Origin of the sequence: Anaerobiospirillum thomasii, assembly GCF_900445255.1 — a bacterium.
GTDB classification, from domain to species: Bacteria; Pseudomonadota; Gammaproteobacteria; order Enterobacterales; family Succinivibrionaceae; genus Anaerobiospirillum_A; species Anaerobiospirillum_A thomasii.
The window spans coordinates 473,055-495,504 of the sequence record NZ_UAPU01000007.1; the positions used below are offsets into that span (position 1 = coordinate 473,055).

Annotated in this window: 22 protein-coding genes; 12 read left to right on the forward strand and 10 right to left on the reverse strand. The window is 43.2% G+C overall.

The annotated features are described in order from the left end of the window. Window positions 1–9: 9 nt before the first annotated feature. The 4 genes from DRZ93_RS09350 (at window position 10) to DRZ93_RS09365 (ending at window position 3,693) form a co-directional block, all read left to right on the forward strand. Entirely contained in the window at window positions 10–1,155 is a 1,146-nt protein-coding gene (locus tag DRZ93_RS09350; RefSeq protein WP_113746432.1) for a septal ring lytic transglycosylase RlpA family protein, read from the forward strand. A 105-nt stretch (window positions 1,156–1,260) separates the two neighbouring features. Further along, on the forward strand, window positions 1,261–2,424 hold the full coding sequence (locus DRZ93_RS09355) for a serine hydrolase (protein ID WP_425450911.1): 1,164 nt from the start codon (window positions 1,261–1,263) through the stop codon (window positions 2,422–2,424). A gap of 6 nt (window positions 2,425–2,430) precedes the next feature. After that, the gene (locus DRZ93_RS09360) at window positions 2,431–2,706 is read left to right on the forward strand and encodes an HP0495 family protein (RefSeq protein ID WP_113746434.1); all 276 of its coding nucleotides are present in this window, start codon (window positions 2,431–2,433) and stop codon (window positions 2,704–2,706) included. Window positions 2,707–2,715: 9 nt separating this feature from the next. After that, window positions 2,716–3,693, forward strand: coding sequence for a SanA/YdcF family protein (locus DRZ93_RS09365; RefSeq protein ID WP_245933795.1), 978 nt, complete (start codon window positions 2,716–2,718; stop codon window positions 3,691–3,693). Window positions 3,694–3,739: 46 nt separating this feature from the next. Here the strand turns inward: DRZ93_RS09365 and DRZ93_RS09370 are convergent, their stop codons facing one another. Then, the gene (locus DRZ93_RS09370) at window positions 3,740–4,612 is read right to left on the reverse strand and encodes a MurR/RpiR family transcriptional regulator (protein ID WP_113746435.1); all 873 of its coding nucleotides are present in this window, start codon (window positions 4,610–4,612) and stop codon (window positions 3,740–3,742) included. 419 nt (window positions 4,613–5,031) lie between these two features. On the opposite strand from DRZ93_RS09370, the gene DRZ93_RS09375 reads away from it, so the two are divergent. The 5 genes from DRZ93_RS09375 to DRZ93_RS09395 all read left to right on the forward strand — a co-directional run bounded on the left by DRZ93_RS09375 (window position 5,032) and on the right by DRZ93_RS09395 (window position 10,714). Next, complete coding sequence (locus DRZ93_RS09375; RefSeq protein WP_113746436.1) at window positions 5,032–6,165, forward strand: N-acetylneuraminate epimerase; 1,134 nt, start codon at window positions 5,032–5,034, stop codon at window positions 6,163–6,165. Between the two features lie 356 nt (window positions 6,166–6,521). Next, window positions 6,522–7,193, forward strand: coding sequence for an N-acetylmannosamine-6-phosphate 2-epimerase (locus tag DRZ93_RS09380; protein ID WP_113746437.1), 672 nt, complete (start codon window positions 6,522–6,524; stop codon window positions 7,191–7,193). A gap of 22 nt (window positions 7,194–7,215) precedes the next feature. Beyond that, a complete protein-coding gene (locus tag DRZ93_RS09385; protein WP_113743889.1) occupies window positions 7,216–8,097 on the forward strand; it encodes an N-acetylneuraminate lyase in 882 nt (293 codons plus the stop codon). Between the two features lie 72 nt (window positions 8,098–8,169). Next, on the forward strand, window positions 8,170–9,699 hold the full coding sequence (locus tag DRZ93_RS09390) for a sodium:solute symporter family protein (RefSeq protein ID WP_113743888.1): 1,530 nt from the start codon (window positions 8,170–8,172) through the stop codon (window positions 9,697–9,699). A 112-nt stretch (window positions 9,700–9,811) separates the two neighbouring features. Continuing rightward, window positions 9,812–10,714 carry an ROK family protein gene (locus DRZ93_RS09395; RefSeq protein ID WP_113743887.1) on the forward strand — a complete coding sequence of 301 codons (903 nt, stop codon included), beginning with the start codon at window positions 9,812–9,814 and terminating at the stop codon, window positions 10,712–10,714. A 43-nt stretch (window positions 10,715–10,757) separates the two neighbouring features. Here DRZ93_RS09395 and DRZ93_RS09400 read toward each other — a convergent pair whose 3' ends face one another. Beyond that, window positions 10,758–11,894: a transposase gene (locus DRZ93_RS09400; RefSeq protein WP_113746438.1), complete on the reverse strand. Its 1,137-nt coding sequence runs from the start codon at window positions 11,892–11,894 to the stop codon at window positions 10,758–10,760. Between the two features lie 224 nt (window positions 11,895–12,118). On the opposite strand from DRZ93_RS09400, the gene DRZ93_RS09405 reads away from it, so the two are divergent. From DRZ93_RS09405 to DRZ93_RS09415, 3 genes are all read left to right on the forward strand, one after another. Further along, the gene (locus DRZ93_RS09405; protein WP_113743885.1) at window positions 12,119–13,222 is read left to right on the forward strand and encodes a Gfo/Idh/MocA family protein; all 1,104 of its coding nucleotides are present in this window, start codon (window positions 12,119–12,121) and stop codon (window positions 13,220–13,222) included. Window positions 13,223–13,270: 48 nt separating this feature from the next. Next, window positions 13,271–14,518, forward strand: coding sequence for an MFS transporter (locus tag DRZ93_RS09410; RefSeq protein ID WP_113746439.1), 1,248 nt, complete (start codon window positions 13,271–13,273; stop codon window positions 14,516–14,518). Between the two features lie 319 nt (window positions 14,519–14,837). Then, on the forward strand, window positions 14,838–15,152 hold the full coding sequence (locus tag DRZ93_RS09415) for a WG repeat-containing protein (protein ID WP_218564286.1): 315 nt from the start codon (window positions 14,838–14,840) through the stop codon (window positions 15,150–15,152). Here DRZ93_RS09415 and tilS read toward each other — a convergent pair. Genes tilS through DRZ93_RS09455 form a run of 8 tightly spaced genes read right to left on the reverse strand, consistent with a single transcriptional unit; the run spans window position 15,149 to window position 22,434 of the window. Then, window positions 15,149–16,507, reverse strand: a complete 1,359-nt coding sequence (tilS, locus tag DRZ93_RS09420) for a tRNA lysidine(34) synthetase TilS (protein WP_113746440.1) — start codon at window positions 16,505–16,507, stop codon at window positions 15,149–15,151. The two genes, DRZ93_RS09415 and tilS, sit on opposite strands and share 4 nt — an antisense overlap. A gap of 8 nt (window positions 16,508–16,515) precedes the next feature. Further along, window positions 16,516–17,469, reverse strand: coding sequence for an acetyl-CoA carboxylase carboxyl transferase subunit alpha (locus tag DRZ93_RS09425; protein WP_113743880.1), 954 nt, complete (start codon window positions 17,467–17,469; stop codon window positions 16,516–16,518). A gap of 43 nt (window positions 17,470–17,512) precedes the next feature. Continuing rightward, window positions 17,513–18,205 (reverse strand): ribonuclease HII, encoded by a 693-nt coding sequence (locus tag DRZ93_RS09430; protein ID WP_113746441.1) that lies wholly within the window; start codon window positions 18,203–18,205, stop codon window positions 17,513–17,515. 3 nt (window positions 18,206–18,208) lie between these two features. Next, entirely contained in the window at window positions 18,209–19,558 is a 1,350-nt protein-coding gene (lpxB, locus tag DRZ93_RS09435) for a lipid-A-disaccharide synthase (RefSeq protein ID WP_113746442.1), read from the reverse strand. Next, complete coding sequence (lpxA, locus tag DRZ93_RS09440; RefSeq protein ID WP_113746443.1) at window positions 19,558–20,346, reverse strand: acyl-ACP--UDP-N-acetylglucosamine O-acyltransferase; 789 nt, start codon at window positions 20,344–20,346, stop codon at window positions 19,558–19,560. The genes lpxB and lpxA overlap by 1 nt, the downstream gene beginning before the upstream one ends. A 24-nt stretch (window positions 20,347–20,370) precedes the next feature. After that, the gene (gene fabZ, locus DRZ93_RS09445) at window positions 20,371–20,835 is read right to left on the reverse strand and encodes a 3-hydroxyacyl-ACP dehydratase FabZ (protein ID WP_113746444.1); all 465 of its coding nucleotides are present in this window, start codon (window positions 20,833–20,835) and stop codon (window positions 20,371–20,373) included. 18 nt (window positions 20,836–20,853) lie between these two features. Then, window positions 20,854–21,885: a UDP-3-O-(3-hydroxymyristoyl)glucosamine N-acyltransferase gene (gene lpxD, locus DRZ93_RS09450; protein ID WP_113743875.1), complete on the reverse strand. Its 1,032-nt coding sequence runs from the start codon at window positions 21,883–21,885 to the stop codon at window positions 20,854–20,856. Between the two features lie 6 nt (window positions 21,886–21,891). Beyond that, window positions 21,892–22,434, reverse strand: a complete 543-nt coding sequence (locus DRZ93_RS09455; RefSeq protein WP_113743874.1) for an OmpH/Skp family outer membrane protein — start codon at window positions 22,432–22,434, stop codon at window positions 21,892–21,894. Window positions 22,435–22,450: the final 16 nt, after the last annotated feature.

Sequence of the window (22,450 nt, forward strand, 5' to 3'; positions counted from 1 at the left end):
TCTTAGACTATGAACATTTTTAAATACACTGTACTTGCACTTTTACCTTTTGCAGCAGCCTTGATGTTAAACGGCTGTTCATCAAACGGTGGCTATGACATAGGTCATGGCGGCAATGCCGGCAATGGTGCCAAATACGGCTCGGGTCCTAACAATACCCGCCCCTATCCTCAGGACAAGCCTGTAAATTTAAACGGCGTGGGCGGTGCCAAGATTAAATATGAGCCACTCTCACGCGGCGGCAATAAAAACTACACAGTACTTGGCAAGAACTATCAGGTGTGGCGTGACTGCACCTCCTATCAGGAGGTGGGCATGGCCTCATGGTATGGTCCTGGCTTTCATGGTAACAAGACTTCAAACGGCGAGCGCTACAATCAAAAGGGCTTTAGTGCCGCCCACAAGAATCTGCCTTTGCCATCTTATCTTAAGGTAACCAATCTGCAAAACGGCAAGGCTGTAGTAGTACGTGTCAATGACAGAGGTCCTTTCCACGGCTCACGGATTATAGATCTGTCAGAAGGTGCCGCGAGAGCCATTGATATGACAAGATCGGGCACAGCCAAGGTCATGCTTGAGTATATCAATGTCAGAAAAGGCGGTGTCATTGCCAATAAGAGTGATTCTATCTTCTCAGGTCAGAGCTCATCTGGCAAAGACAGCATAGCTCAGGTTATTGAAGATATTAAAAATGGCAACAAACCAAGCCTTGGTACCACCATTGGCGCAATTGGCACCACAGTGGCCATTATTGACAAGGTAAGCTCTATGTCAAATCAGAGCTCAAAGAGCAAGAAGATCTCAGGCAGTGCACTTGTGAGCAGTCAACATCATGCAGCGCCGGCTCCGGCACCTGCTCCTTCAAATTCAGCTGCAACATCTGGTGCTGACAGTATTGAAAATGCCCTCTTTGCTGACAATCAGACTGCAACTGCCGGCACTGCCTATATACAGATCTTTTCAACCAATATGCAGGATAATGCTACACGTGTGCAGCAGAAACTTTCAGGTATTACCCCATATCCTGTCATTATTGCAGCAGAAAATGGCATTTATCGTGTACGCATAGGACCTGTACCTGAAAGCAGGCTTAATGAGACATTAAATACAGTAAAGGCCAACGGCTTTACTGACAGTTTTGTAAAAAGAGTATAAAGAAATATGAAAAAGATGAAATTAATAGTAAGTGCTGCCGCTATGGCACTGACACTTTGTGCCCCTGCCCTTGCACAGAATAATATTCCTGATCCTTTTGCCGCTATGAAAAAAGGCGGTGCCCCTGCAGCATCTCAGACTGCTCCTTCTCCTTTTGAGAATGTGCAGAACAACATAGTTATTCCTGAGCCTCCAACCTTTGATGCACAGTCCTGGGTGCTTATGGATTATGCTACAGGTCAGGTACTCTTTGAGCACAATGGCTATATGAAAATCTGGCCTGCCTCTTTAACCAAGATGATGACCTCCTATGTTATTGGTATGGAGCTCAAAGCCGGGCGTCTTAAACTTGATGATATGGTAACCATCACAGAGGATGCCTGGGCAAAAAATTATACTGACTCATCCAAGATGTTTATTGAGGTTGGCAAACAGATTAGTGTCGATGCGCTTAACAAAGGTATTATCATTCAGTCTGGCAATGATGCCTGTGTGGCTATGGCCATACATCTTGCAGGCTCCGAGCAGGGCTTTGTCTCTGTTATGAACAATTATGCCAAGCAGCTTGGTCTTAAGAGCACCAATTTTGCCAATGTGCATGGACTTTTTTCTGAAAACAATTACTCAACTGCCTATGATATGGCTCTGTTAGGCCGTGCTCTCATACGCGATCTACCTGAGGAATATGCAGTCTATGCGCAAAAGGAATTTACCTTCAACGGCATAAGACAGGTTAACAGAAACCGTCTGTTATGGGATAAGGAGCTTAATGTAGACGGCATCAAGACCGGTCATCTGTCACAGGTTGGCTATAATCTTGTAGCCTCTGCTGTAGATGGCAATATGCGTCTTATAGGCACAGTTATAGGTGCCAAATCAGAGGCACAGAGAGCAAGCTTCTCCCGTCAGATGTTAAGCTATGGTTTTCGCTATTTTGAGCACTATGCTCCATTTACCCCAGGACAGAATATTTTAGTGCGCGATGTAATTCTTGGTGACAGAGACAATGTTGAGCTTACCGTACCTGACAATATTGTTATAACTCTGCCAAAGGGTCGCCAGAGAGATGTTAAGATAAGCTATCGTTTATCATCTGGCCGTTTTACAGCCCCTATTGCCAAAGATCAGGAGCTTGGTGTCATTGAGTTTAAACTTGACAACAAAGTACTCTCCCGTCACCCTCTTGTGGCCAAGCATGCTGTAGCTGAAGGCGGCTTCTTCTCACGTATGGTAGATAAGATAATGCTCTTTTTTTCATCCGAGGGCTAAGTGACAATGAAATATAAATTTGATGAATTGCTTGAGTTTCCATGCATTATAGATTTTCGCATCATTATTGATGCCAAAAAGGAAAATGCACTGCCTGATCTTTGTGCCTATATAAATTCACTGTACAAAGACAGCGTGCAGCCTTTAAAGGACAAACCACGCCACAGCTCCAGCGGCACCTATATATCCTATACAGTGCCAATAAAGGTAGAAGATGCCACAGCTGTTGAAAATTTATATGCTAAAATCTCAAAACTTGATTATGTCAAACACATAATTTGAGGTTGATAAGTGATAAAAAACGACAGCAGCGGTTTTAAATCAGATATGCATGGCTTTATCAAAGGCTTTGCCTATCTGTTTATCATAGGTGTAGTCATTTTTACCATTTACATGGTTTTATGCCTGTTTCGCATCTCATCCTATGCGTTTTTTACCTATGACAGCTACAACAATATTCCCTACAACAGGGTAGGACTGCTTTTAGGTACATCATCAAACATCTCACCTGGCAGACCAAATGAGTTTTTCACCAATAGAATTCTGGCCGCCTCTACTTTATATAAGAAAAATAAAATTGATTATATTTTAGTCTCAGGCGATAACAGACATCCATCCTATAATGAGCCGCGTGAGATGACCCGGGCTCTTATAAAGGCAGGAGTGCCGGCCAAAAGAATTATCTCTGATTATGCCGGTTTTAGAACTATTGACTCTATCATAAGAGCCAAAAGCGTCTTCATGCTCAATGAGCTGACCATTATCTCGCAGGATTTTCATAATGAAAGAGCGCTGTTTATAGCTAAGGCCAACGGCATTAATGCCATTGCCTTCAATGCCTCAAATCCTGTATCCGAGGTGGCCAATTTCAAAGTAGAGGTACGTGAGTTCTTTGCCAGGATCATGTGTGTCTTTGATATCTATTTTCTAAACTCGCAGCCAAAGTTTTTAGGTGAGCCTATTGCCATTGGCGATGCTGCTATGCCAAAGCAGCCAACAGACAAGGCCAAGCTGCCAACCTCAAAGTTAAAGCGCCCATCTTTATCTGTTGCAGGTCTTAAGCAAAAGCGTATTGAGGATATGCGCCATTTAGCCAAACAGCCAACAGACAGCGCTTTAATGCTGCGCCAGCAGCAGGAGGCCAGACTAAGACTCAAGCACATGCTTGAGACTGAAGATAAGCTTGAGCGTCAGAGTGTGCCGCTGTTGCCTGTGACGGTGCCTAAAAAAGAAGAGGTAAGCAACAGCCATGGCGATCCATGGGATTAGATCCAATATAAAAATGCCACCCAAAAAAGGTGGCTTTTTTAGTTTTTTATACCTTAAAGCCCAAAGCCTCAAGCGTCAGCTGTTTGGTCTTTATGGCTCTGTCTGGATTTAGCTGCACAAGCATAATATATAAAATCTCGCATATATGCAGCTGTGCCACTATGGTGCCTAGTGAATCACTTTGCATAAATCCTTCATGATTGCCAGAGAAGAAGACATAATCTGCCTCACGGGCAATAGCTGTACCTGTCATATGTGAGATTAAAACTGTGGTGGCTCCGCAGGATTTTGCCACCTTAAAGGCCTTTAGTGTCTCAGGTGACATACCCTTTTGCGAAATGGCAATGGCTACATCGCCCTCCTCCATCAAAGATGCTGTGGTATACATAAAATGAGTATTGCTCTCACACATGGCATTGATGCCTATGCGGGCCAGTTTATTTTTAATGTACTGAGCGCAAAGACCTGAATTGCCCATACCTATGATAAAGACGCGCTTGGCCTTGTAAATGGTATTGACCACCTCCCTGGCGCTGTCATCATTGAGAAAATCAATATTCTCGCCAAGTCCTGTCATTACGGCATTTGATACCTTTTTGCCAATCACATGCGGTGAATCATTGTCCTGTATTTGTGACTCGACAATGTCACTATCCTGCTTTTTCATGCCGGAGACTTCAATTGCAAGCTCAATTTTAAACTCCTGAAAACCAGGAAAACCAAGACTTTTGGCAAAGCGTACCACTGTAGCCTCACCCACACCTGCATTCTGTGAGATACGGGAAATATTTGAGGCTATAACAGCAGATGGATTGTTGATTATATAAACAGCAAGGCGCTGCATGGCCTTGGGCATTTCATTTTGCATAAAATGCAAACGTGAGAGAATCTTTCCACTTGGATTGGGGCTTGAAGTCATATATCTACTCTTACTTATGTCTGATTTAAGTCAATATTTTATAACAATAATAGTAAAATAATAATTGCGACACTATGCGTGCTGTCTATATGTGCATATCAGATCACATACAAAAACTATTATACGCCTGTCTAAAAATATTAAAAAAAAATTTCAACAGTTTTGTAAACCCTGTCAAAAAAAGCCTTATTTGAAACAAGCTTACACGGAATTATTTGCTTTAAAATAAATCGTTTTTGTCTAATTATAGCTAACAAAGTCTATAAATATCGTCTTTTTTTAACCTGTAATTTGAGCGATCACTCTCACATTTTTAAAGGCATAACATTGAAACAATATTTCAATGAATTTAGATTGTGAAATATATTTACGTCACCTCTTTTATGTTTTAACCTCTAAAAACGTTATAGGATAGCTCTATGATTAAGAAAATTGTCGTGGCCGTTTCAGCCTTAACTCTTTCAGCTGCCTCTTTTGCAGCCACTCTGCCAGATACTCCTGTACCATTTAAATCAGGCGCAGGTGCCATGATAGACAATGTTATCTATATTGGTCTTGGTACTGCAGGCAACAGCTGGTACAAAATTGATTTAACAAGTGACAAGCCTGTATGGCAGAGTATAGCCCTCTTTCCAGGTCAGCCACGCGATCAGGCACAGGCTGTAGCCCTTGACGGTAAGCTTTATGTCTTTGGCGGTGTAGGCAAGGAAAGCGCCGTGGCCACACGTATTAGCGTGTCTAATGAAGTGTACTGCTATGATCCTAAAAATGACAGCTGGCAGCTGCTGCCAACAAGATCACCTGTAGGCCTTACAGGTCATGCCGCCATTGCCCTTGATAAGGACAATGCCGTTATTGTAGGCTCTGTCAACAAAGAGATCTTTGACGGTCTGTTCTATGATCTTGAAAAGGCTCAGGGCGATGAGAAGGCTCTATCTCAGATCAATGCCGACTATATAGGCAAAGAGGTTAAAGATTATTTCTTTAATGAATATGTGCTCTCCTATGATGCTAAAAACAATCTGTGGCACAAGATAGGCACAATGCCAATAGGCGGTACAGCAGGCTCTGCCATTGCCAAAAAAGATAATGTTATAACTGTAGTCAACGGCGAGAGAAAGCCTGGACTGCGCACTGCCAAGGCATTGCAGTTTAGCGTTGATAAGAATGTTGCCACATTCAGTGCTCTTGATGATATGTGCCCTGCCAATGGTGAGAGTGTACAAGACGGTGTGGCCGGCGCTTTTGCAGGTTACTCAGGCTATGCTCTGTTAGTTGCAGGCGGTGCCAACTTCCCAGGTTCAACCAGGGCCTATGAGCAGGGTCATAACTTTGCCCATGAGGGTTTGACCAAGACCTGGCGCGATGAAATCTATATGCTCTTAGATGGCAAATGGGTCTGTGCCGGCAAACTGCCACAGCCTCTTGGCTATGGTGTGAGCATAGAGTACAAAGGCGGCGTGCTTTTAGTTGGCGGCGAGACCACAGGCGGTCAGGCTACAAGTGCTGTACAGTATATCTACTACAAAGATGGCAAAGTCAATATTGACTAAAGATATCTGCATTGTGCACAAAGTTTTTTAAGCTTGTTTAATGCTTTAAAAGATTAATGTTCTATATGTTAAAAAGTCCCTGAAATAATGGGACTTTTTTTATCCTGTTACTTTTGTTTTATAAAAGTTTACTCCACCAACAAATTACTGTTAAAAAATTTACTGATCTGCCATTTTACGCGTTCTTTCAAGGCTTTTAGACAATTATAGCTCTATAATTATCTATGTTACTTACTAACATTTTGTTATTTATAATTAGATATTTTGCGATAAATTTTCAAAAAGTGGGATTAAGTCACATTTTGACTTGAATATTTTTTTTATAATTTAGCCATATCAAGAACGAGGATTTCACTATGTTATTTGAACAGTTTAAAAACAAATTGATCATATCCTGCCAGGCTCTGCCAGATGAGCCTCTGCACAGCCCATTTATCATGGGCCGTATGGCTCTTGCAGCCAAGCAGGTCGGAGCAGTGGCCATACGCTGTCAGTCAGTTGATGACATTGTTGAGATTAAGAAGGTAACAGGTCTGCCTGTCATCGGCCTTATCAAGAAAAATTACGATGACAGTGAAATCTATATCACCCCTACCAAGGATGAGGTTCAGGCTCTTTTAGATATAGGCTGCGAGATTATTGCGCTTGATGCCACATTACGTACCCGTCCACGCGGTGAAAAACTTGAAGATTTAGTAGCTATGATCAGAGCAGGTGGCGCTCTGTCACTTGCTGACATCTCAAATGATGCTGAAGGTATCAATGCCCAGGAAATTGGTTTTGATGCAGTATCCACCACAATGTCAGGCTACACCCCATATACACCAAAGCTCAAAGGTCCTGATTTTGGCCTTGTTGCCCGTATGGCTGACAGACTTTCAATTCCTGTATTTGCCGAAGGTCGCATCAACACCCCTGCAGATTTAAAAATTGCCTATGAAGTTGGCGCCTATGGCGTAATCGTAGGCTCTGCTATTACCCGCCCTCAGGTAATTGCAAAGAACTTCATTGAGGCACTTCCAGAGTAATTTTTTATAGGAGAATGTAAAAATGGCATATCCAAAACTTCAAGGCATTTATTCAGCCCTTTTAACCTCTTTCAACCATGACGGCACCATCAATGAGAAAGGTGTACGTGAGTTAGTTCGTTACAACATCGATGTCAACAAGGTTGACGGTCTGTATGTTGGCGGTTCTACCGGTGAGAACTTCATGTTAGGCACTCAGGAGAAAGAGGAAATCTTCAAGATTGTTAAGGATGAGGCTAAGGATCAGATCAAACTGATTGCCCAGGTTGGCTCACTTAACATCAAAGAGTCAGTTCATCTTGCCAAATTTGCAACAGATCTTGGCTATGACTCACTCTCAGCTGTAACTCCTTTCTACTACAAATTCTCCTTTGCCGAGGTTAAGGATTACTACAACACCATTATTGAGAATGTTGACAATCAGATGATAGTATACTTCATCCCATTCTTAACCGGTGTTAATATATCAATTGAGCAGTTTGGCGAGCTCTTTGCCAACGAGAAGATCACAGGCTGCAAGTTTACAGCAGGCGACTTCTATCTGCTTGAGAGATTCCGCAAGGCCTTCCCAGACAAAGCTTTATTTGCAGGCTTTGATGAGATGATGCTGCCAGCTACAGTTTTAGGTGTTGACGGTGCCATCGGCTCAACCTTCAACGTAAACGGCGTACGTGCCCGTCAGATCTTCGACTTTGCCCGTGAAGGCAAGATCAAAGAGGCCTTAGATGTTCAGCACGTAACCAATGATTTCATCACCGACGTATTAAAGAACGGTCTGTATGGCACCTTAAAGATCTGCCTGCAGGAAGCTGGTGTTGATGCAGGCTACTGCAGAAAGCCTATGGGCGATTACAGCGATGAGATGATTGAGAACGCCAAGAAGATCTATCACAAATACTTCTAATTATAAAAAATACCTTTGGAGCCCCTGATGCTGTGGGGCTCCAGTTTTTAAGCTTATGTTGTAGGAGTCATCATGTTTGATAATTTACATGGATTTACCTGGATCGACACTGTAATTTTAATTATCTATATGATTGCAGTGCTGCTTGCAGGTTTTTATTTCTCCAAAAAGGAGATGAAAGGCAAAGAGTTCTTTAAAGGAGACGGCTCTGTGCCATGGTGGGTAACCTCTGTATCTATTTTCGCTACCCTCTTATCCCCTATTTCATTCCTGGCATTAGCCGGTAACTCCTACGGTGGTACCTGGCTTTTATGGTTTGCCCAGTTAGGTATGATCATTGCCATTCCACTGACTATCAAATTCTTCCTGCCAGTTTATGCAAACTTAGGTATTGATACAGCCTACCACTATCTTGAGATACGTTATGGTTCAAGAGCTCTGCGTGTGCTCGGCGCCATTATGTTCGTTATCTTCCAGATGGGCCGTATGTCAATCGTTATGTACCTGCCATGTCTGGCTCTTGCCAAGCTTGCAGGCATTGACGTAAATATCCTTATCATCGGTATGGGTGCCATCGCTATTGTGTACTCATATACAGGTGGTCTCAAGGCTGTGCTGTGGACTGACTTCATTCAGGGTGTTATCTTAATCGGCGGTATCGGTCTGACCCTTGTCTATCTGATCTGGCGTCTTGACAACGGTCTTGGCGATATTACCTACTCTCTGACCGAAGGCGGCCGCTTCCTGGCCAACGGCGAGGACTGGATCAACTGGTCAAATCTGCTTGGCACTTCAATCCTGCTGACCATTGTTGGCGGTGGTCTGTCAACCTTCTGCTCCTATGTATCATCACAGGACGTGGTACAGCGCTTCACCACCACAACTGACGTTAAGCAGTTAAACAAGATGACTATTGGTAACGGTGTTCTGTCAATTGTCTGTGCATCTATCTTCTACCTCGTTGGTACTGCACTGTTCATCTTCTACGAACAAAACCCTGAGCTTATCACCGACACTTTCAAGGGTTCACAGGATCAGGTATTTGCCTACTTCATCACCTATGAGCTGCCAGTTGGTGTAACAGGTATTATCTTAGCTGCTCTGTATGCCGCTTCACAGTCAACCCTGTCAACCGGTATCAACTCAGTAGCCACTTCATGGGTACTTGATATTCAGTCACAGATTACTCCTAACATGACCTCAGAGCGTCAGACCAAGATTGCTCAGTACGTATCATTAGGTGTAGGTGTGTTTGCTATCTTAGTTGCCATGTACTTAGCTACAGCATCAATCAGATCAGCCTATGAGCTCTTCAACTCATTCTTAGGTCTGGCCTTAGGTGCTCTTGCTGGTATCTTCGTAATGGGTGCCTTCACCAGAAAGACCTCAGCCTTAGGTGCTCTGTGTGGCTTTGCTGTGTCAATCCTGGTAGTGCTCTACTGCAAGTACTATGTACCATCAATCAACTTCTGGTCATATGCTGTAATCGCCATTATCATCACTACTGTAGTAGGTGTGATAGTGTCAAAGATTCAGGCAGCTGTGACACAAAAAGAATATATTGCTCCTGAAGGCTCAACCTTCATGACTGCAAAAAAATAGTGTAAACCTCTAAGTATAAAGGCGAAGATATCTTCGCCTTTAATTAAAAGCAGTGTTTTTAATATCTATGAAAGAATACTGCTTTTAGTTTTTTAAGCATAGAAGGTATGTCATGTCAGATAAATTATGCATTCTTATTGATATTGGCGGCACAGCCATCAAATACGGCGTAAGCTCCTATGCAGGAGACTTCCTGACAAAAGATCAAATGCCAACACAGGCTAAAGAGCACGGCGGTCCTGGCATAGTCAAAAAAGTAAAAGATATAGTCACAAATTATCTTGCCACCTATGCAGATAAAATTGATGCTGTTGCCATATCCACAGCAGGCATGGTCGATCCTGACAGCTGCAAAATAGTCTACTCCCTGCCAGATGCCATACCTGATTACACAGGCGTAAATTACAAAGAGATTATCTACGATAATTTCAAACTGCCATGCTTTGTTGAAAATGATGTAAACTGCGCTGCCATGGGTGAGAAATGGCTAGGTGCCGGCCGCGGCTGTCACTCTATCTTTGCTATGACCATAGGCACCTCAATTGGCGGTGCTATGATCTGCAATGACAGACTTATATCAGGCGCTTCAAATTCAGCAGGTGAAATTGCCTATATGCGAACCCCAAAGGGCATACTGCACGATACAGCCTCCACCACCTATCTTGTCAAAACCTATGCTGCCATGAAAGGTCTTGATGTTAAAGATGTCAACGGCATCATTATTTTTGATAATGCCCAAAAAGGTGAGATTCAGGCTGTTGAGGCTATTGATATGCTCATTGACAATCTTACAGATGGTATTGCCAATGTGGTAACAGTGCAGAATCCCCAGGCCGTTATTTTAGGCGGTGGCATCATGGCCCGTAAAGAGTATCTAAAAGAGCGCATTGAAAATTCACTTGCCACCAAGCTACGAGAAATTGTCTTTAAGGCTACCAGAATTGAATTTGCCTCACTGCAGAATGATGCAGGCATGCTAGGTGCCCTGTACAATCTTAAACAGAGAATGCAATAAATCAACTCTTACTAAAGCCTGCAGCTGCAGGCTTTTTTCTGTCCTAAAGCGCGCACAGCCTCTTTTTGGAGGCGCTGTCATCATCCCATCTTTTAATCACACGGCATTCATTGATCTCCTGCACCACTGCATCTATCTTGGTTTCAAGATCATCAAAACTTGCCGAGTGCAGAGAATTGAGCCTTACGCGTATCATTTTTGAAAAAAAAGTATCAAACAGATTTATATAAAAACTGTCCGCTGGATTGAATTCAAGCGTCACCTTTAATGCTTTTGCTTTTATAAAGTCGCTGCACTCCTTTGAGGTGTGAAATTTATGTCTGTCTAATATAAGTTTTATGCTTGATTGCGCATAGGTTGAGGCAATAAGCTCTATAAAGTCCTTCACATCATCCATGGTGTGGGAAAAGCGCTTTAACAGCGTAATATGACCGTTTAAAAGATTAACTCCTGCCATAAAAGACAAAATACGATTGGAAATATATGGCCTGTACTCACTGCCACTGTGATTGTAGCCATAATTGCTCTGCACCATTGACAGATGTGAACTGTCATCATAGCCCATAACAACAAAACACTGCTTTTTAACAAGATCCTCTTTAACTGTCACCAGAAACTCAAGCTTTTTGTAAAGTATGGGAACAACCCCTGCCTGCATCTTGCTTTCATAGGTATTATGCTGCATATGCAGCTTAAGCTCGGTGCGATTTAACAGATTCTCCACATCTCTTGCACTGATATGCACAAGGTGCCCAAACCCTACCTTACGGCAGTTATTACGTATGTACATAGCAAGATCGGATGCTGTCCATAAGGTCAGATCAGGTCCACCCTCGACATTGTATGGTACCTGACAGGCAATCTGCCTGACATAGCTCTTTTCCTCCTCTGAAAAAAGCCCTGGTCTGCCTGAACGCTCTTTATCCTGTATGGCAGCTTTCACTCCGCCTGATGATAGTTTATGCAGTATTCTGTAAATCAGAGTTTTACTGCTCTTATATTTGACGGCAACATCTTTTAAATCCATACCATCTGCAAGATCAAGCAGCATTGCAGCTCTTCTTGCCTGACGTGAGCCTTGCATCTTAACTATGACAGAGCTCAAATACTCTCTGTCATTTTCATTAATCCCATCCTGCAAAAGAGAGTCTTTAATATCAGTAATTTGTTTAGCTGCCATAAAAAAAAACCAAAATTTTGCGAAACTTTTTATTAGATTATTATATTTATAAATCAACCACTTAACTAAAGATATTTATCAATTTTCGAAACTTTTTAGCCACAAATAACACCTGTTTGATACAGATCACATTTAAAGGCAAATTTAATGTGATCTATATCGTAATTTAACGAGCCATGATTATCTATCATTACATTACAGTTAATTTTTAAAGGATAAATGAAATGATTAAGTATGGTGTTGTTGGTGTCGGTTATTTTGGTGCCGATCTTGCAAGAATTTTAAAATCTTTTGATACAGCCACTATCAGCTGCGTCTATGATCCTGAAAATGGCAAGACCATTGCTAAAGAGCTTGGCTGTGATGCCTGCGCCTCTTTAGATGAGCTTGTCTCACGTGATGATGTAGACTGCGTTGTAGTAGCAACTCCAAACTATCTGCACAAAGAGCCTGTAATCAAGGCAGCTCAGCACAAAAAACATGTGTTCTGTGAAAAGCCAATTGCCCTTAAGTATGAGGACTGTGTTGAGATGGTTGAGGAGTGCAAGAAAAACGGCGTGCGCTTCTTTGCAGGTCACATTATGAACTTCTTCAACGGTGTACATCAGGCCAAGGAATATATCAAAGAAGGCCGCATTGGTGATGTACTTTACATCCACACAGCAAGAAACGGCTGGGAGGAAGTACAGGAGAGCATTTCCTGGAAGAAGATCAGAGAAAAATCAGGTGGTCACCTCTATCACCACATTCACGAGCTTGACTGCGTACAGTTCTTAATGGATGCCATTCCAGATGAGGTTTCCATGGTTGGCGGCAATGTTGCCCACCAGGGTGAGAAATTTGGCGATGAGGATGACATGCTGCTTATCCACATGCAGTTCCCTGGCAACCGCTTTGCTTTATGTGAGTGGGGTTCAGCCTTCCACTGGGGCGAGCACTACGTACTGATTCAGGGTACCAAGGGCGCCATCAAGATTGATATGTTCCACTGCGGCGGTACCTTACGTGTTGACGGTGTTGATACACACTTTAACGTACATGAGAGCCAGGAGGAAGATGACGATAGAACCAGAATCTATACAAGCACTGAAATGGATGGTGCCATTCAGTACGGCAAACCTGGCAAGAGAACACCACTGTGGCTATTCTCTGTTATGAACAAGGAAATGAAATATCTTAACGATATTATGCACGGTATGGAGCCAGATGCTGAGTTTGAAAAACTCCTGACCGGTGAGGCTGCCCGCAATGCCATTGCTACAGCTGATGCACTGACCAAGTCCTTAAAAGAAGATCGCAGAGTGAAACTTTGTGAAATTATTGGCTAGACTTAATAAAACCTGATCGTTCAGATCAGGTTTTAAAGGATAAATGATATGACCGATAGTGTAAAACATCTCCCATGGTATAAGCAAGTTGATACCACACAAAAAAAGGCACTTTTTTCTGCATGGTTAGGCTACGTCTTTGACGGCTTTGACTTCATGCTCATTACCTATATTCTTGTATCAATCCAAGCTGATCTGAATCTGACCAATGTTCAGACCTCATCTTTATTCATGGCAGCCTTTGTTTCCCGTCCTGTAGGCGGTGCCCTCTTTGGAGCCCTGTGCGACAAATATGGCCGTAAACCTGTAATGATGGCTGCTATTCTTACCTACTCAGTAGGTACTGCACTGTGCGGTTTTTCTATAAACTTTGCCACGCTATTTATCTTCAGAATTATAGTAGGTATTGGTATGGCCGGTGAATACGCATGTTCAGCTCCTTATGCTGTTGAGAGCTGGCCTAAGCATTTAAGAGGCCTGGCTGGAGCTATTTTAGTATCTGGTTTTTCTATAGGTAATATTGCAGCCTCACAGCTCATGCCTATGGTAGCTGAGATGCACAGCTGGCGTACAGCCTTCTTTATCGGAATTATTCCTGCTCTTATCGTGCTCTATATAAGACGTAATGCCCCAGAGTCACAGGAGTGGGAGAAATTTGCTAAGGAGAAAAAGTCAAGCGCCTCCTCTTCATCATTAAAAGCTCTGTTTGTAGGCGGTCAGCTCAAAGTTACTCTTATAGCCTATCTGGTGCTCTTTGGAATTTTCTCAGCAAACTGGCCAATTCCAGGTCTGATGCCAAAATACTTAACTGAAAACGGCTATGCTGATTCTGTCTCAAATATTATGTCAATCGGCGCTCTTGGTATTATGATTGGCGTGCTCCTCTCAGGCTATCTTGCTGACAAGATTGGTACTGTAAAGGTCCTGGTAGGCGGTCTGTCTATATCACTGCTTTTGATCTACCCTACCTTCTTGATTGGTCCAGGTCATGAGTTTATTACAGGCACCTTGCTCTTTTTCCTGCTGGCAGCCAATTTAGGTGTAGGCGGTCTGATTCCAAAGTATCTCTCCACCCTCTTCCCTGTTAGCATGCGTGGTGCAGCCTTTGGCTTTATCTACAACCTCGCAGCCATTGGCGGTGGTATTGCTCCTGTAACCTGCGCCTTCTTAACTGACAACCTCAATGTGGCTTTAGGTATGGCTTTAATCTACGTTACAGCCTTCTGGACAATACTGCTGGTAATTATTGTAGGTCTGCACCTGCCAGAGAAGATTAAGAGCAAATATGCTCCGTAAAGTTTCTACAACATAAGCTATAGGCGGGTATTACCCGCCTTTTTTCTATGTGATATCTAGGTTGAATTTAAAAAGAAAAATAGACTGTTGTTCTGACCTTTTGCACAGGGCCTTTATAGTGACTTTTATTATGATTATATTTTAAATCATCTATCTTCGTTTACACAGTTTTTAGTTCACTCTCTTTGATTATCTCTTTATTGCTTTAACTGTTAACTAAATAGGTTTTATTAAATCAACTAAGGTATAATTATTAACAGTTATTAAATATTTTCCATTTTTAGTATCTATGTTAAAAATTGCCTTATGGTCATTGTCATTGGCAACCTTAACTGCCTGCAATGCTAATTGCCAGCCTGAACCTTATAGATTTGATAATGGACCTGATTATGTAAGTGATGGTCTGTATCGTATTGTAGACTGCACAGGACGCATGGGCTTTGCCAATATCAGACATGAGACTGTCATAGCTCCGCGCTATGCCTTTGCCTATCCATTTAAAGCAGGTGTAGCCAAGGTTACTGACAGTGGTCATATGGAGTATGTTGAAGGCTCAGATAAGGAGCATACCTATTTTAAAAGCTCACACTGGTATCTTATAGATAAGACAGGCAAAAAGATAAAAGATCTTTAAAGGCAGGATCTTTTTACAAGCTCATTGTCACAGCTTATTTTAAGATAATATCTGTAATTATCCCTGTGACAGGTAAACAAACTGCCAAGCCCTAAAGCTATTCCATTGTGCATCACCACAGGATGGCTTTTGCGCATAAAGTGTGGCACTTCATACTCACCAAAGAGCTTTTTCATCTCACGCGAGTGTACGCGCTTTAAAGGTTTAAGCCGGGTTTTACCTGTATAGGTAAAATCAAGATCTACACTATCATTGGCTACAAGACACTCACTATCCTCGCACTCGGCCATAGCATCACTTAGTACACACAGCTTATAGACAAAGGAGCCAAGGTGCAGCTCATCCCCTGTCTTTAGAGTATAAATGCCTGGATCTGGCATAATATAATCTTTGGTTATATATAGCTTTTTAAGATAGCGTCTTAGATACAGATCCTTTTCAATGACAATTAAAGCTTCCTGATCATTGGATATGGCACAGAGCTTTAGTGCATCTTCAATAATATTCAGATCAGGCGGCATCTTTGCATACTGCTCAATAAAAAGACGCATGATACAGGTGGCAAGAGCCTTATCCTCAAGTGGCAGAGCATCAATTGACAAGGTATTGTCACAAATGCATGATACAGCTTTTTCTTTGGCATAGCGCATAGCCAGATCATGCTCTAAAGCACACAGATAGGATGATCTTAATATTGCTCTGTCAACGCCTGCAAAACGCTTGCGCATTAATGGCAGTACTTTAAGGCGTATAAAATTGCGCTCAAATTTTAAATACTCATTTGACTCATCAAACACAAAGTTAAAGCCCAGAGCCTCAATTATCTGCTCAATAGTCTTTTTATTAATGGATAACAGAGGTCTTAAGATAGTACCACGCTCATCTTTAATAATCTGACGCATGCCAGAGAGACCATAAGGGCCAGAGCCGCGCTTGAGGGCCAATAAAAAGTTTTCAACCTGATCGTCTGCCTGATGGCCCAAAAGCAGATAGCCATTGTCCTTAAGATTGGCTAAAAGAGCTGCATAGCGCTCCTTGCGTGAGCTATCCTCAGGGGAGATACCGCCGCCATAGACAATATTGAGCTTGGGAGTGACAAGAGGCACATCAAGGCGTTCACACAGCCTGGTGCAATGCTCAAGCCAGATTGGATCTGAAGCATCAAGACCATGTATGCAGTGAACTGCTAAAACTTCAAAGGCACTGTTGTAGCTGCGCATCCTGACTGCAACTAATAGAGCTAAAGTTGAGTCAGAGCCGCCTGACAGGCCCACTGTCAGCGGGCCTGGGGTGATTTTAGAGATGAGATTCAAGGCAAGAGCATCAAGCTCTCTTTGTGCCTGACTTTGCTGCAATTTAAAGCTTAGTAGCCATAGCTCATGAGGCGGGTAAATCTCTGCTCAATCAAACGCTCCTGAGGCAGAGCCTTTAGAATATTGAGATCCTCTTTTAATCTGGCCTTTAAATTTTCAGCCATAGCTGCATAGTCACGGTGGGCACCGCCAAGTGGCTCTGGCACAATACCGTCAATGAGCTTTAACTCCTGCAGCTTGTCAGCTGTAAACTTCATAGCCTCGGCAGCTAAAGGAGCCTTGTCAGCACTCTTCCATAAAATAGAGGCACAGCCTTCAGGTGAGATAACACTGTAGGTGGCATACTCAAGCATATTCACTCTGTCAGCAACACCAATGGCAAGAGCACCGCCTGAGCCACCCTCACCAATAACAGTGGCAATTACAGGAACCTTAAGCTCTGACATGAGCTTTAAGCTCTCGGCAATGGCACCTGCCTGTGATCTTTCCTCAGCCCCCACACCAGGATAGGCACCTGGGGTGTCGATAAAGGTAATAATAGGCACATTAAAGCGCTCGGCCAGCTTCATAAGACGCATAGCCTTTCTATAACCCTCAGGACGTGGCATACCAAAGTTTCTGTAGGTTCTCTCCTTGGTATCTCTGCCCTTCTGATGACCTATAACCATAACTGACATGCCATCTAAACGGGCCAGACCGCCTACAATAGCCTTGTCATCGGCAAAGGCTCTGTCGCCAGAGAGCTCGTCAAAATCGGTAAAGATATTCTCAATATAATCTAAAGTATAAGGGCGCATTGGATGGCGAGAGAGTTGAGAAATCTGCCATGCACTTAGATTGGAATACAGTTTTTTGGTCAGCTCCACATTCTTCTTTTCAAGCTGAGCTAACTCTTTTGACAGATCTACGTCATTTCCTACTGTACTTGACAGTCTTTTGAGCTCTTCAATATGTGCCAGCAGATCGGCAATAGGCTGCTCAAAATCCAAATAGTTAATATTCATTGCATAATCCTCAATCAACTCAGGCAGAGTCAAATAATTATGGTTAATTTACACTAAAGTTGGAATTTATTCCACACTCAAAGGTAAAATCGGCAGGAACTATCTTATGACCTCTGTCTATAAGATTTGCTATTGGGCCATAGCCAGTGCGATAACAGTCAAGCAGAGGCAGTGTCTGCAACAGATCAAGATGGGCCTTGGTAGGATAGCCTTTATGCCTGTCAAAGCCATATTGTGGATACAGCAAAGAGAGTCTTGTCATCTCTCTGTCTCTTATGCATTTGGCCACAATGGAGGCTGCGGCAATTTCTTTTACCCTAGCATCACCGCCTACCACGGCCTCAACCATGCACGGTACATTTTTTACTGTCTTGTTGCCATCAACTAACATAAGATTGACATTAAGGGCAGGATTTAGTGCCAGATAAGCCCTGCGCATAGCCTCAAGCGAGGCGTGCAGAATGTTCATCTCATCAATCTCACGCGGCAGGCACATACCTACACCTACAGAGGCAGCTCTGTTTACAATTTCATCAAACAGAGCCAGGCGCTTTTTCTCAGAGAGCTTTTTTGAATCATCAAGCCCTTCTATCATGTCATCATAGTTTAAAACGACACAGGCAGCCACTACAGGACCAACCAACGGTCCGCGTCCTGCCTCATCGACACCGCAGACAATATGTGAGCGTGGGTCAAGACTGTAGCTGTAAGGCTCTTTATCTTTTAATGCTTTCACGGCCTAAACCTTAAACTCAGGCTCTTTTTTGACATCATTATCCTTATCAGTAAGGGCACTTTCCACCTCACCTAAGGACAATGACGGCTCCATATCACTTCTTTGCACAGTGTTCTTTAAAGCTACAGCTTCATTGCCGCTCTCACCTTCTGCATCGGCAGGAGCTGAGAGTCTTTGATTTTTCATATCGTCAATAAGCTCAAAGATGGCATTGGCTGCAATTTCATCTGAGTTCATGCGTATGCTTGAGTGAATGCGGGTAAATTCTTTTTTCATCAAAAGATTGTCAGAATTTAAAAGCTTGAGCATTTCGTCACACAGATTCTGTGCATTACACTCTGACTGAATAAACTCACTTACTATCTTGCGCTTGGCTAAAAGATTTGGCAGCGAGAAAGTATCGATTTTAAGCATTCTGCGGGCAAGTGATGCTGTCAGAGCGTTGACCTTGTAGGCAACTGCCATAGGGCGGTTTAAGAGCATGGCCTCAAGAGCCACGGTACCGCAGGTTAAAAGCACAGCATCGGTTGAGGCTATAACATCCTGTGTATTACCCTCATAAATGGTCAGGGATAAAAACGGAGCATAGCTCATCCATATATCTTTGATTAAATAGGCATTGCGCTTGTCTGATGCAGCACAGATAAAGCACACATTATCCATGCGGGCTTTAATCATGCAGCAGGCCTTGGCAAAGATTGGCAGCATACGCTCAATTTCACCGCGGCGTGAACCTGGCAGAATGCCCATAATCTTCTTGCCCTCGATACTCTCAACTGAAGTCCTGTCAAGAGCAATACTCTCGCGAGCCTTGTCAGATGAAGAATCAAGCGCAATTCTGGCAGCCAGGCTGTGACCTACATAGGTGCAGCGCATCTGTGCCTTGTCATAAAATTCCTTTTCAAAAGGCAACAGTGATAAAACCATATCACATGACTCGCGTATGGTTTTCATGCGCCCCTCGCGCCAGGCCCATACTGAAGGGCTGACATAGTGCACGGCAGGAATACCGTTGCGCTTTAAAATCTTTTCAATCTTTAAATTAAAATCAGGTGAGTCAATACCTATGACCACACATGGTCTGGCCTCAAGCAATATCTTGATAAGCTCATGTCTGATCTTAAGTATAGGCACAAGATGTTTTACCACCTCGGTAATACCCATTACCGAGAGCTCCTCCATACGAAAGGAGGATATCATGCCGCAGCTTATCATCTTGGGACCGCCGATGCCAATAAACTTGGCCTGTGGATCCTTGCGTAAAATAGCTCTGATAAGTCCGGCACCCAGGGTATCACCTGAGGCCTCACCTGCTATTAGCGCATACAGGTGCGAATTAATTAAATCACTCATCAGCGAACAATGCCACGGCCTGATTCTTTAAGGAAATCTACAAGTATCTGCACTTCAGAATGTTTATCTGCCAGATCCTGTACTAATGGAATTGCCTCTTCAATGGTCAGCTTTTTATGATAGATAATCATATAGGCCTTTTTAATGGCGCTTATGGCCTCATCACTAAAGCCGCGGCGGGCCAGACCCACCTTGTTGATACCATGGGCTTTAGCATAATGACCTGCGGCCATGACATAAGGAGGCACGTCCATGTTAAGTGCGGCCATGCCAGCTACAAAGGCGTGAGAACCTACGCGACCAAACTGATGTATGGCGCTAAGACCGCCGAAGATTACATGTGAGCCTATAGTCACATGACCTGCAAGTGTTGCATTGTTGGCAAAAATACAGTTGTCGCCGATGATGCAGTCATGGGCCACATGCACATTTACCATGAGCAGATTGCCAGAGCCTACAGTTGTTGTATTGTTACCCTGTATGGTGCCTCTGTGCAGAGTGCAGTGCTCACGTATTGTATTGTTGTCACCAATGGTCAAAGTTGTAGGCTCATTGTTGTACTTGAGATCCTGACAGCCCTCACCTACGGAGCAGAACTGATAGAAATGATTGTTTTTACCTATGGTTGTAGGGCCGCGGAACACGCAGAAAGGTTCAATAATACAGCCCTCGCCAATAGTCACATCGCCTTCAATGATAACATTTTCCTTGACTACAACATTAGGACCTATGTTTACACTGTCTGCAATTTTGGCACTCTTGTCTATAATGGCGCTGTCATCAATCATATGAGCTCCTTATTTATTTTATCTTTAGCTGCGGCGCTTGGCACACATAAGATCTGCAGAGCAGGCAATTTCACCATCTACAGTGGCAACACCCTTGAAACTTGCTATGCCGCGTTTTTCCTTTAAAAACTCAACATCGATGACAAGCTGATCGCCTGGCACCACAGGGCGCTTGAATCTGGCATTGTCCACAGCTGCAAAATAATAAAGCTCACCTTCAGCTGGCTTGCCTACCATGGTAAAGGCCAGCACACCTGTAGCCTGAGCCATAGCCTCTAGAATCAGCACACCTGGAAAAACTGGTTTGCCTGGGAAATGGCCCTGAAAATATGGCTCATTAAATGTTACATTTTTAATGGCACGCAGGGTTTTATGCTCCTCAGTTATAGAATAGTCGACAACTTTGTCTATCATTAAAAACGGATAACGATGTGGCAGAAGTCCCATAATATCTTCTACGCTCAAAGTCTTTACGATACCTTCACTCACTTTAATCACCTATAATATTTACTTCTCGAGCTTTAGCTCCAGTTCCTCAATTTGTTTTTCCATAGCCTGCATTTTACGATACATATCATTAATATGCAGTACGCGTGATGCAGTAACTCGCCATTCTCTGTTTGTCTGAGCCGGTATGCCTGAGGAGTATACACCCTTCTTGTTTATTGAGCGCATAACCATACACATGCCGCTTATAGTAACCTGATCGCAGATTTCAATATGGCCATTGAAGACTGAGGTGCCTCCAATAATACAGAATTTGCCTATTTTAACACTACCGGCAAATACAGTGCCACCTGCAATGGCAGTTCCAAAGCCAATATGTACGTTATGAGCTATCTGACACAGATTATCGATAATAACATTATCCTCAATTACAGTGTCATCAATAGCTCCTCTGTCAATACATGTGCAGGCGCCTATTTCAACCATATTGCCCACAGTTACAGAGCCTGTCTGTGGAATTTTAAGCCATTTGCCCTTTTCATTGGCATAGCCAAAACCGTCAGAGCCAATAACCGTGCCTGACTGAATCAGGCAGGCACTGCCGATTTTAACATGATGATAGATGCTTACATTAGGATAGAGCTTTGTACCCTCTCCTATAATGGCACCCTCACCTATTGTGCAATTGGCGGCAATCTGTACATTATCGCCAATCACTGCGCCCTTTGCTATATGCACAAAGGGCCCTATGGCAACATTCCTGCCGATAACTGCCCCCTCGTCAATCTGACACAGGGGACTGACACCAACAGCCACAGGCGGTGTGGTATCAAGAATTTGAGCTGCTCGTGCAAAACCCACATAAGGATCAGACATGACAATATAGGCACAAGGAGCATGACTTGCATCCTCCTGCCTTACAATAACACATGAGGCTTTAGTTTCACTCAGCACTTCCTTATATTTAGGATCACTAAGAAAACTAATCTCACCTGCAGCAGCAGTTTTTAAATTGGCAACCTTTGTAAGCTCAAGATCGCCATCACCCTCATAGGTGGCGTTCAGTGACGCAGCTAATTCTTTAAGCAGCATAGTAAATTACTTCTTGGCCTTGCTGACCATATCTATAACATCCTGAGAAATATCAAGAGCATTTATAGTGTAGGCAATAGAGCCCTCACGCAGTACTAACTGAATGCCTCTTTCATTGGCAATCTTGTCAATAGCCTTTTGTACTTCAGATGTTATCTTAACCTGCTCTTGTGAGAATCTTGCTCTGCTGTCCTCCTCAAGAGCTGTGGCCTTTAATTTAAAATCAGAGTGCAGCTGTGCAAGCTTTCTTTGAGCCTCAGTAGCCTTATCACCTGTGATCTTGCCACTGTTTAAGTCGGCAGCTAACTTCTGACCTTCATCCTGCAGTTTCTTAAGCTCATTTTCACGGCCTTCAAACTCTTTGGCCAGAGCCTGCTGTGAGCTCTTGGTCTGTGGGATTTCTGACATGATTAATGGCAGATTGATTACAGCTATGGTAGGAGCTATAGCCTGAGAAGCTGCCTTTGGTGCATCCTTGGTAGCTGCCATAACAGATGTTGCGGCAAATACAGAAGCCATAGTTAAAGCAATTGCTGTCTTTTTAAACATATTTATATCCTCTTAA